The 10,903-nt window shown below is 61.4% G+C and carries 9 protein-coding genes and 2 pseudogenes; 5 read left to right on the forward strand and 6 right to left on the reverse strand.

Features of this window, described 5'->3' with window-relative positions; translation table 11 throughout:
- Positions 1-164: 164 nt before the first annotated feature.
- Positions 165-1,151, reverse strand: coding sequence for an NAD(P)H-quinone oxidoreductase (locus AC1Q7H_RS39190; protein WP_153957081.1), 987 nt, complete (start codon positions 1,149-1,151; stop codon positions 165-167).
- 172 nt (positions 1,152-1,323) lie between these two features.
- Between AC1Q7H_RS39190 and AC1Q7H_RS39195 the strand changes: the two genes are divergently transcribed.
- On the forward strand, positions 1,324-2,196 hold the full coding sequence (locus AC1Q7H_RS39195) for a LysR family transcriptional regulator (RefSeq protein ID WP_153957080.1): 873 nt from the start codon (positions 1,324-1,326) through the stop codon (positions 2,194-2,196).
- Positions 2,197-2,416: 220 nt separating this feature from the next.
- Here AC1Q7H_RS39195 and AC1Q7H_RS39200 read toward each other — a convergent pair whose 3' ends face one another.
- The 3 genes from AC1Q7H_RS39200 to AC1Q7H_RS39210 form a co-directional block, all read right to left on the reverse strand.
- Positions 2,417-2,857 carry an acetyltransferase gene (locus AC1Q7H_RS39200; protein WP_492382483.1) on the reverse strand — a complete coding sequence of 147 codons (441 nt, stop codon included), beginning with the start codon at positions 2,855-2,857 and terminating at the stop codon, positions 2,417-2,419.
- Between the two features lie 904 nt (positions 2,858-3,761).
- A complete protein-coding gene (locus AC1Q7H_RS39205; protein WP_153956965.1) occupies positions 3,762-4,625 on the reverse strand; it encodes a class I SAM-dependent methyltransferase in 864 nt (287 codons plus the stop codon).
- A gap of 96 nt (positions 4,626-4,721) precedes the next feature.
- On the reverse strand, positions 4,722-5,615 hold the full coding sequence (locus AC1Q7H_RS39210) for an NAD(P)/FAD-dependent oxidoreductase (protein ID WP_492382484.1): 894 nt from the start codon (positions 5,613-5,615) through the stop codon (positions 4,722-4,724).
- A gap of 284 nt (positions 5,616-5,899) precedes the next feature.
- Between AC1Q7H_RS39210 and AC1Q7H_RS39215 the strand changes: the two genes are divergently transcribed.
- Positions 5,900-6,532: a TetR/AcrR family transcriptional regulator gene (locus tag AC1Q7H_RS39215; RefSeq protein ID WP_013958643.1), complete on the forward strand. Its 633-nt coding sequence runs from the start codon at positions 5,900-5,902 to the stop codon at positions 6,530-6,532.
- Positions 6,520-6,639, forward strand: a pseudogene (locus AC1Q7H_RS39220) (IS5/IS1182 family transposase); the annotation flags it as partial. The gene AC1Q7H_RS39215 and the pseudogene AC1Q7H_RS39220, both read left to right, overlap by 13 nt.
- A gap of 1,364 nt (positions 6,640-8,003) precedes the next feature.
- Here the strand turns inward: AC1Q7H_RS39220 and AC1Q7H_RS39225 are convergent.
- Positions 8,004-9,314 carry an ATP-binding protein gene (locus tag AC1Q7H_RS39225; protein ID WP_492382485.1) on the reverse strand — a complete coding sequence of 437 codons (1,311 nt, stop codon included), beginning with the start codon at positions 9,312-9,314 and terminating at the stop codon, positions 8,004-8,006.
- Between the two features lie 370 nt (positions 9,315-9,684).
- Here AC1Q7H_RS39225 and AC1Q7H_RS39230 point away from each other — a divergent pair, with 370 nt between their 5' ends.
- On the forward strand, positions 9,685-9,870 hold the full coding sequence (locus AC1Q7H_RS39230) for a hypothetical protein (RefSeq protein WP_153956969.1): 186 nt from the start codon (positions 9,685-9,687) through the stop codon (positions 9,868-9,870).
- 33 nt (positions 9,871-9,903) lie between these two features.
- Here the strand turns inward: AC1Q7H_RS39230 and AC1Q7H_RS39235 are convergent.
- Positions 9,904-10,101: pseudogene (locus AC1Q7H_RS39235) on the reverse strand (Tn3 family transposase); the annotation flags it as partial.
- 44 nt (positions 10,102-10,145) lie between these two features.
- On the opposite strand from AC1Q7H_RS39235, the gene AC1Q7H_RS39240 reads away from it, so the two are divergent.
- Positions 10,146-10,409 carry a hypothetical protein gene (locus tag AC1Q7H_RS39240; protein WP_194946972.1) on the forward strand — a complete coding sequence of 88 codons (264 nt, stop codon included), beginning with the start codon at positions 10,146-10,148 and terminating at the stop codon, positions 10,407-10,409.
- Positions 10,410-10,903: the final 494 nt, after the last annotated feature.

Here is a 10,903-nt window from a genome sequence, read left to right on the forward strand (position 1 = left end):
CATGCGCGCATTGTAGGTGCCTCATTGGCCTCTCGGCAGTGGTCCGGTGGTTTGCCCCCGTTTTGGCGCGGTCTCCGGTCCGCAAGCGCCAGTTGGCCAGGCGGCCTGAGCGAGCGGGCTAAATCCACTGTCGTATTCTGCCTGCCGGCAACGTAGTGATCCAACTATGCGCCGGTCGACAGGATTATCTTACCCACGCTTTGGTTCGACTCCATGCGCCGGTGCGCTTCGGCGGCCTGAGCCAGCGGGTACACGCTGTCCACCACCGGCACCAGTCCGCTCTCGGTAAAGCCCGGCAGCCAGCGCTGCGCGAAGCGCGCGACCATCTGCCGCTTGACCTCCGGCGTACGCGATTTCATCACCGTGCCGATGATCTGCAGATGGCCGTAAAGCAGCCGCTCCAGTGGCAGATTGGCACCTTCTGCGCCGCCAAGCAGGCCGACCTGCACCAGCCGGCCGCCATTGGCCAGCGACACGACGTTTCGTTCCAGGTAGGAACCGCCGATGAAATCAACGATCACGTCCACGCCCTTGCCACCGGTTTCGCGCTTTACCACCTCGCCGAAATCCTCGGCCTTGTAGTCGATCAGCACGTCCGCGCCGAAGCCGCGAACGCGCGGCAGCTTGCCGCTATTGGCCGTGGCGAAGACCCGCGCGCCCGCCGCACGCGCTAATTGCACGGCTGCCGAGCCCACGCCGCTCGCGCCCGCGTGGATCAGCACCTTGTCGCCAGCCTGCAGACGACCCAGGTGCAGCAGCGCCTCGTGCGCCGTGACGAACACCTCTGGAATCGCGGCGGCGTGCACGTAGTCAAGCCCGTTGGGGATGCGCATGGCCTGCCGGTAGTCGATGCGCGCCACCTCGGCATAGGCGCCGCCGCCCACGATGCCCATTACGCGGTCGCCAGTCGCAAAGCCGGCCACCTCTGCGCCGGCAGCGATCACCTCGCCGGCGATCTCCAGGCCCATCACTGTGGAATCGCCAAAGCTTGCGCGCCCATAGCCGCCGCGGCGGTGGATGATGTCGGCGCGGTTCACGCCGGCGGCGTGGGTGCGCACCAGCAGATCCTGCGGGCGCATTTCTGGCACGGGCAGATCACGCAGTTGCAGGACGTCGGCCTCGCCGAAGTCCTCGAAGTCGATGGCTTTCATGGGAATGTCCTTTAAATGGGCCGGAGACTGATGGGGAGTTCGGCGATACGCGGCCCGGTTTCTGTGCCAAGACCTTAATGTAGGTCGGCGCGGTGATGCAGTCATGCTGATATATTCGCGTTCAGCAATGCATTTTTGCATCACCTCATTTGCCTCCTCCCAAGGATCCGATATGAACTGGGACGACACCCGTGTATTCCTAGCCGTGCAGCGCGAGCGCACTCTGCGGCGCGCGGCCAAGGTAGTCAACATGGACCAGGCCACCGTGGGCCGGCGTATCGCCGCACTAGAGCACGCGCTGGGCGCCACGCTGTTCCTGCGCACCTCCGATGGATACGTGCTGACCAGCGCGGGCGAGAACGCGCTCAGGTCCGCCGAGAAGATGGAGCAGTCGGCCCACGAGCTGGCCCGGCAGGCGCAGGGCATCGATACCCGTCTGGAAGGCGAGGTGCGCGTGACCACCACCGACACGCTGGCGCTGGCGTTCCTGATCCCGGCCATCGAGCGGTTGCACGCCGAGCACCCGGACGTGCGGGTGCTGCTCAACACGTCCACCCAGATGATGAACCTGGCCCGGCGCGAGGCGGATATCGCGGTGCGCACGATCAAGCCCGAGAACCCCGACCTGGCGGCCCGACGGCTGGCCCGCTGGACAGTGGGACTGTACGCATCGAGGACATACCTGAAGCGGCACGGCGAACCGGCCGTCGGCACCGGCTTCGCCGGGCACGACCTCGTCATCTACCAGCCCCACACCAGCGGCAGCCGCCTTCCGACGCTGGTGGGTGAGCCGACCCACGCAGGCCGGCTTGTGTCGGCGGTCAACTCTAGCCTGATGCTGCGCGCGACGATCCGGGCCGGCATTGCCATCGGCGAAGTGCCGGTGCACCTGGCCGAGCGCGACGGACTGGTGCGGATCTGGCCCAAGCGCGAGCGTGCACAGCCCTACGAGGTATGGCTGGTCACACATCAGGATCTGCGCCACACCGCCAGGGTGCGGGCGATGATCGACGCCATTGTGGCGGAATTCGAGGGCAGCCGCTGAGCACTTGGGGGCGGGGTATTGGCAGCCACAAAGATACCAAGTCGCCAGGAATTTCTGAAGAACACTTCCTAGGCCTTGGACGGCCGAGCCGGCCGAATGAGCGGTCGTCCGCAGACGGGTGCGCGAATGACCTTGAGCGCCTTCTCGGGCCAGTTGGAGATTGGCAAGCGACATCTGCCAGCCGCTTGCCAGCCGGCGCTTCCCGGCCAGAAGCAGCCCCTCAGACGTCGCTGTACTTCAAATGAATAAGTGGATAAGGTCTTCCCTGTCCATCCAGCGGAGAGCGGCCCGTCGGTTTGAAGCCCATTTTTTCGTAGAAACCAACGGCTTGGCCGTTCTGCTCATTGACATCGGTTGTCATTTCGGGGTGAAGCGTCAGGCCATGACGGACTAGGGCTGCACCAATGCCAGTCCCTCTGCAGGCTGGATCAACGAACAGTGCCTCCATGTGGCCGTTGTCGATGAGCATGAATGCCTGAGGGTAATCATTGGTATCCACTGCCAACCAGAGGGGAGCTTTCGGGAGGAAGTCACAGACCAAATCATCGATGGCTTTGCGATCCTCGGGCGACAGGAAATCATGTGTGGCGTCAACTGCGCGGCGCCAGATTTCAACAGCGCGAGCGCCCTCACCGGGACGGGAGTGTCGAATAGTAATCATTGTTTAATGATAAGCACTGCAAAGCTCGGAGGCTGAATTACTGAAAGTATGAAGAAGCCCACCATAGAAGGGCCACGACTTTCATGAGCATGACCGCAATGGGTCGACTGCGGAATTTCCGCAGGGCAGGAGGGCCTGCGGATCGCCAGCCCGCGACGGACTTCCGGATTCGGCCATCAACAGCCACTGCTCTTTTCGCCCTCAATGGTCAATCAGCGCCGCGTTCCGGCCGTTCGGCGCTCAAGGTAGGCCCTCCCCGAGACACGAGGAATTACCGGTTCTGACACATCGGTCGACGTCACCGGAAGCAATCGCAGCCTTTTGGGTAAGCGATAGACTCAAATTGTTCGCCACTTTACTGACAACTCCGCTTACCTAGCCGATCCCGTCTACCATTTAGACGAAGCGACTGCCTGTCACGGCCCCACCGCCGCCGAGGCAGTAAGATGGCCGCACCCCGCGCGCAGCGTAAGTGTCCGTATCGGACATATCTCAGGAAATAAATCGGATAAAGAAGAAAAGACCTGCCTGCCCCAAGGTGACCTCGGCCACAAATGCTCCGGCCTTGCCCAATACACAGATCAACACCGCATCACCTTGGCCGGTTTATTGGGTGCCCAACGTCGCTTGCTTTCACTTATTCAGGAAAAGAGCTGGATTTCATCCGATTGCAGCCGGAGATGACCGGTAGCGGAACGACCCAGAAGGGTCGGAAGTCGCTTCTGGCGCTGCAGAGTCCGGCCCCAAATGGCCAGCGGGTCGAGACCGGCCAGAAGCGGCCTGTACCTCGCCATCAAGGCCTCTAGCTCACTAATGGCGGCTTCCAAGCTCGGAGGGACATCAATTTGGCCGGCCAAAGACGCCCCACTCCACCGAGCGGGGGCGTCTCCCTGTTTAATCCCTGTCAGCTTACCGGATTGCGTGCTATGACGATCCACGCCGCGCCGTTGATCATCACCGACCGCTCGCCGGGGAGGCCCGCGAAGGCGGCACGAACTGCGGCCGAGGCGCGGGCGCGGATGTCGTCGGGCTGATCAGCGAGCGCACGCGACAACGGGCCGACCTCGAGTGTCATCTTCACCGCGTCGTCGATCGCAGCGTCCCGCGTCCCACCCTCGCCGAACGGGACGGAAGCGTCGAAGGGGGCGATAGCAATATCGGTGAAGCCGGCCGCCGTCAGGATGCGTGCCACGCGCCCCCGGTCGCCGAACGAAAACGGGCCGGGCGCTTCGGGATCGGGCAGCGCGCTCGGCGGGACGATGCCCTTGAGCGCGCCCATCGGCAGGCGCACCCAATCGTTCTCGGCCGCGCCGCGCCAGCAGACGAAAGCGACCCGCCCGCCGGGCCGGAGCGCGCGTCGCATGTGGGCGAACGCCGCTATCGGATCGTCGAAGAACATCACCCCGAAACGCGAGAACAGGATGTCGAACGCGCCCTCGGGCAGCTCTGCGCTGCTGGCGTCGGCCACCTGAAACAGGGCCGGCGTATCCTGTTGCGCAAGCCCGCGCGCTCGGCCGATCAGCGGTTCGGATATGTCCACGCCCAGCACTTGGCCCCCTGCGCCGACGCGGGCTGCGAGAGCCAGACTCGACGCGCCCGCGCCGCAGCCGATGTCCAGCACGCGCTCACCCGTCGCGGGCGCGGCGACTTCTATCGCGGCCTGGCCGAACACCGCCACCATAGCGTCGAGCCGGGCCTGGTTGGCGACCCAGCGCTCCCCGCTTTGACCATTCCAGTCACCGACCTGATCGGCACTTTGCTCTGCCATGTCATCTCCTTGACTCGACGATCCGTCCTTCACCGCGCCGATCTACGCCAACCTTTTCGAAGGCGACGACGCAACGGGAGAAAGGAATCTGTGCTCTCAAACAACCATCGACTGCTGGGCGAAGATACCCGCCATCGCGCCCTGCGATGATGCCTGGGTGACCGAGGGCAAGAAGGGCGTGGCGAGGTCGCCAGCGGCGTAGATGCCGGGGATGCTGGTTTGGCGGCGCTCGTCGACTTTGAGGACGATGCCAGTGGGCGTATCGACCGTGGCGAGGCCCAGTGATTCATGCAGGCTTGCGGACGGCTTGTTGCGCGGATGGGCGAACAGGACGTCGACCGCGACATTGCGGCGGGTATCGAGATTGACGGTGGTGATATGGCCCTTGTGATGGGCGATCTCGACGATCCGGCCATCGACGACAGGTATGTTGCGGCGCGCCAGATCGGCCTGGATATCGGCCGCAATGTCATGACCATCGGCGAAGACAGTCAACTTGTCAGTCCAATCGCGGAACAGCCTGGCAGACTGGTGCGACTGTGGGCCGGACCAGACGAGGCCCCAATGCTGGCCGGCGACTTCAAAGCCGTCGCAATAGGGGCAGGGCACGATGGACGTGCCCCAGCTTTCGGCAAAGCCCGGAACATCAGGCATCTGGTCGGCGACGCCATAGCTCAGGATGAGGCGGCGCGCCCTTAGGCTTTCGTGATCGTCAGTGACGACGCAGAAATCGTCGATGGCGCCAGACACGCTCTCGGCCCGAGCATTGACCAGCCTGATCGTTGGATAGCGCGCAAGCTGCTGCCGCGCCTCGACTAGGATGTCCAGCGGCGGCCTGTGATCGTGGCCGAGCAGGCCATGCGAGTGGCCGGCAAAGCGGTTGCGCGGCCGGCCGGTATCGAGAACGGTGACCTTGCGGCGGGCACGGCCGAGCTGCAGGGCGGCGGCGAGGCCGGCAAAGCTGCCGCCGATGATGATGACGTCATTCATGGTGATGGGCTCCGTGTTGTGGATAGAGGGGTGGCTGGGCCTGGTGCGCAATAACGTCCGGAGATAAGCGCTTGAGACGGTCAGCGAGCAGGGCTTCGGCATTGGCGAGAAAGTTGCCCATGGCTGTATTGACCGGCCGGACAATGCCGCATTCGTTATCGCCGGGCGGCCCGGGGAAAGCTGATTTGGACAACCGGTTGAAACCTACCCTTGGCTTGCACATTTGCGATACTCCGTGGTATCGTAGTGCAAGAATTTAAATACTGTCAAGTACTGGAATTGTCGTGACCGAAAACAGCCAGGGCCGGCGCGGCCGACCCGCCAACGAGGCGCTTCGCCAAACGATAGTCGACACCGCCTGCGAACTCTTCGTGGAACTGGGTTTTCAAGCGACGACCATGGACAAGGTCGCCCAGCGGGCGAAGATATCCAAGCTAAGCATCTATCGGCACTTCGAGAACAAGGAGGCGCTGTTCAGCGCGGCCATGGTGGCCCGCTGCGAGCAGTTTGCACCGCAGGCCCTTTTTGAAGGCGTCGACGGTTCGGCCGAAGATCAGCTCATGGCGGTGGGGTCATCCCTGCTTCGCACGCTGTTGAGCCCGGACGTCCGCAGTGTCGAAGCCATGGTTTTGGCCGACAAGACGAATCAAAAGTCGTTAAGCAAGCTCCATTACGAAGCCGGGCCCGCCCATGTCATCGCCCAAATCGAGGCCGTGTTGCGTCAGTTGCACGCAAAAGCGATTCTGAACGTACCCGATGCTCTCCAGTCCGCCCGCTTGTTTGCCGCGCTTTTCAAAGGATCCGATCTCCTGCTTATCGCCCGCTTCGACGAGGCGAGAGCAGAGGACGACAACGAAATCGAATCCTATTGCCGGTCGGCCGTCGCCATGTTCATCGCCGCGCACGGTGGCATCTAAAGATGCCATCGCGGCCGATGAAGAACACGCAGCAGTTGCATACGCTGTTCGCCCTGAGCAACCTATGGATGATGCGTGGACGACTGATGGGCGAGGCCATTGCATGAGCGCAAAAGCCGTCCGCGCAGGCAGGCAGAGGCCGCTTTACACACGATAGCGGCCGCTACTGCGGCCTAAGTGGAACGACAGGGTCGGCAAGAGACGAACGAACTGCCGCCGAGGCGCTTCCCTGTGCTCAGCACAGCAACCGCAGCGGCAGAACTAGACGGAGTCATGGTCTGGCGCCGAGCCGTTGGCGAATCTGCCAGGCCAGCACGTCTACCGAGCGAGTGGCTGGGGCGAAACGAAAGCGACCCGGTGCGACCCACTCCCCAAGACGCATCCATCCATCAGGAAATATGCAGACGTGCAGGTCCTCATTAATGACGACCACACCAGCCAGCCCTGGATGGGTGGTTACCCCGTGGCAGGGAATGCCGAGGCGCTCCAGATGACGTCGCACGGCACTTGCTCGCATGGCGGCTTACCCCGGGTTGTCCCGCCATTCTGAGGCCAACTCTAGGAGCGCATCAGTTCGCGTTCGCACCGAATGGAAGTTGTGCCGGGGCGCGAGGCGTCATTAGTCCCGATCGCTTATTATCCTGCGGACGGCCAGTGGCATCAAAGGTCTTGGCTTGCATGTCAAATACGCCGATCTCGACCCGCCACTTTCATAGTTTCGCGATCATGAAACTATCGGAGCCCCCTCATCGTCCCGGTATTGGGGGAGCATTCGCCAGCTCAGGACTCACGACAACGAGCGCGTGGCCGCTCTTCGGCATCCGCAGCCGAAGGGTGCCGACTCTGCAGACGGGCATGCATTGTCTCGCAGCGGATCATCATCATTGTCGCGGGTTCCTCATCGGCGTCGGCTTGGTCGGCCTCCGCGGTGCTGCGCAGATATGCTTGCCGGGAGGCGATGGCGGCGATCACAATGATGGCGCCAACGCAAAAGACCCGGGCCATCAATTGAAAGTAACGAGCCATGAAATTTCGCAACGGGTAGCAGGAGGTAAATTGGTGGCGAAGCTGCACGAAGATGCCACGAAGCGGTGCTATGCCGTTGAAGGATTGACACCGGCTCTGTTTCGCCGTAGAGCGCCAAGCCTGATGAATATGCCTCAAGAAGCGATCGCGCCCCTCCCGAGCGACCACTACTGGGCCAGGCCGCACACGCCCTTCCCGCTGGACGGTCCGAACCGCCACGATGAGGTCTTCCCCGGCGCGCACTACGTCAGCAACGGGTCACTTCTTACAAGAACTGGGCGTGCATGCTGACGGCGCAGGAAGACACCCTGCCCTTCTCTCCCAATCAAACATAACACCCCAGCAACCAGCAAAATTTCGCTCTACGGGTGTTATGTCGAATGAGTCGACTTCCTCGCAGGACATGGAGTCCGTCGTATTCATACCAGTCCAGTCCAATCTGGTCTTAATGACGTTTCAGAAACTCGGCGAACAACGTGTCGTCTATGAGGTAGCCGCGCCCTGCCGTCTTGGCCAGAACACCGGACTTGCGCAGGCGCTCCAGAGCGGCACGGACCTTCGACACCGAAGCGGTGAAACGCGGGTCTTTATTGAGCAATGTAATCGTGCCCTTAGCGAACGGTGCGTGACCCTTCGCGATGACGCTCAGCAATACCTGTTCAAATGGCTGCAGGCTTGCCAGCAGACCTTCCCAGCCCGCGATAAGTCGTCCGTCTTGAACGAAGCGATTCAGAGCAAGCTGCACGTCCGTCACGCCCTCGGCTGACATCCATTTCACCAGGTCCTTCATCAATGCTGGCTTGTGACCGAGATACTCGAATGCTTTTACAAGATCGTCGACATCAAGGGTCTTATCGGTGTGCACTGATGCATAGTGTTTGGCCAGGGCCTTGGGGTACTCGATACCCAGTGCGGGAAAATCGAGCAACTGGGCAAATTGATACATCGGTCCGCCGGAAGCGACCGTCATTGCTGCCAAGGCCTCTTGCGAGGAACCCGTGAAAACCGCGAGGACGTCTCGCTTGCGCTTCTGCAGAACCGCTCGGATTGTAGCGATGGCTGATCGACCGTCGGCGATCTCGGCCAGCACTTGCACTTCATCCAACATCAGTAGAACCGTATGGCCAGATTGCGACGCCAGCCGTGCGACCAGCGTGTCAAACCGGAGTGCAGGATCGTCGGGCAGCTTGCGCCTGGTAGGCTCTTCGCCCAGCTCAACACTGGCGCTGAGCATCCCAATTTTCTTGACGGGTGTTTTCCCGATCTTTCCGGCGCGGGTCGTGGGCACAGTGAGATCATCAAGCGCCTCTTCCAACGCATGGTTGATTGCCGCCAATGGCGCAGCCTGATTCAACCAGAGATCCGCATAAACGGGGACGAACCGCGCTTTTCGGGATACAGGAGTGAGATCCTGGTCCAGGAAAAACGTCTTGCCGACCCGCCGTGGTGCAAATAATGCAATTGGCCGCCCAGGCTGAGCTTGGAGTAGTTGCAAGTAAGATTTCGCCAGTTCGGGCCGGCGGATCTCGATATCGTCGAAGGTAATCATGTGGGTATTGTCGTCCACTGTCGTCAAAAAGGCAATTGTCGTTTTGACGACAATGGACGACAGCGAAGGTGGCGTGCCTGAGCTGCCGATCTCCTCGAGGTTGCGGGCATGCATCGGCAAGGGCCCACTAGGCAAGCCGGATACATGCATGCAGACCGTTTCGACATCACGAACAAGAAGCTTGCAAAAGGCGTCTGGTTCATACATGCACGAAAAGATCACCCCCGAGAGGTCAGTTATACTGTATATTCATACAGCACTCTCAGGCCAAGCCATGAACCCCATCGAAGCAGCAGAATCGTCCATCGTTGACGCCGGGCCCCGCCATCGTCGCTAAGCACAGTGCAGCCGGCATCCTGACCTGGAAGCTGATCTATCAGATCCAGGACGAGCTTATGCGAGAGGCGGCAAGCACTCGCCGGCCATCCTGCGCATGGTCAAGGGCTCGCCAATGCTGGGATACCCAAAGGACGACAGCCTGGCCGACTTCACGGGCAGCGATGTCCTGCCGATCGCGTTCGGGGCCATCTGGGACGCGTGGAACAGGGTCAACTGAAAGGCTCGCGAAGATTCCGGCATGACTGCCAACACCACGATCTTCCTCGAAGCCCACTACTTCGGCGATGACTACGAGGAGCTGCGTCTGCCCTGCGACGCCATCGCAACCACCGCCGGCGGGCTGGTTGTCGCGGGCGTGGAGACCAGACACCTGCGCGAAGAGCTGCAGCCCATCCTGTCAGTGTCTGAACAAGCGAAAACCTAGCGCAAACGGGACGCGTTCATATAGATTACCCCTGGATGCAACGAGCCGCAGCAGCCCGTCCCAGCCGTTGCAAATGGGCTTCAGTGAGATACCATGATCTACGATGGGTGCAAGATCTTTGGCCACCTCCATACCCCGTGGCAGATAGAGCTTGCGCTCCGACAAATCGCGTAGCCGCGGACATAGATCGAAGCCGAGCAGCTTCGACACAACCATTCCCAGGTTCGTATAGACCACATTCCGCGGCAGGTCCTTTGGCTTCTTGCAACCAGTGATTGCACACCGATTCAGGCTTGGCGCATATTCCTGCAGCATCTCGAATTGGCATCAGCCAAGCTGCCTACCCCCGTCAAGAGAAGAATTTCGACCCTGGCGAGTATGTAAGAGAAAGGATTGCCAACGCGCTTGGTCTGTCGCCGGAACTGCTTCTTTCAACCTGGGATGACGAGCCGCAGCTGAGCGCGCGCCGCTGCGCTTTGGGCGCGGTCTGCCGCCATTGGATGTGCCGTTCACTTCTCAAGGCATGCGACAGCGCCTGACGCTGCCCTCCCTTTCCTGCCGCCCTTATCTCATCCATTTGGGTTACTGACGAGCCTGGCCCGGCACTTCTATGATGGTGCTGAGGCTCGACCATAAGGCAGCAACGGCTTTGGACTAATTCGCGACGCGGCCTCCGCCGTGCCGCAGGGCTTTGGCACTGGTGATGGTTGGTTCAGCCACAACCTCGTGACCAATCTGGCAAAGCTGTAGCGCGCTAGCATCAATGCCGGCGAGGATCGTGGACCAATCTCAATGGCAGCCTTGGAGCCTCGCCCGCTTCTCGACAGTGGGGCGCTGAGCATATGCTTGATTGCCACCCGGTAAGCAATTCCTAGGAGACCCACCATGGCTAAGGGTCAGTTGCGCGGCAAGCGCAAGGCAAAGACGCCTACCATGGGCTGGATCAAAAGCCCGACTGGGACCTCGTTTGGGTGCTGAATGCACTGTGGTTAGCCCCGCTGACCCTTTTCCTGGCGTGGGGACATGACGACGT

It is taken from the genome of Cupriavidus sp. GW823-FHT06D04 (assembly GCF_058795055.1).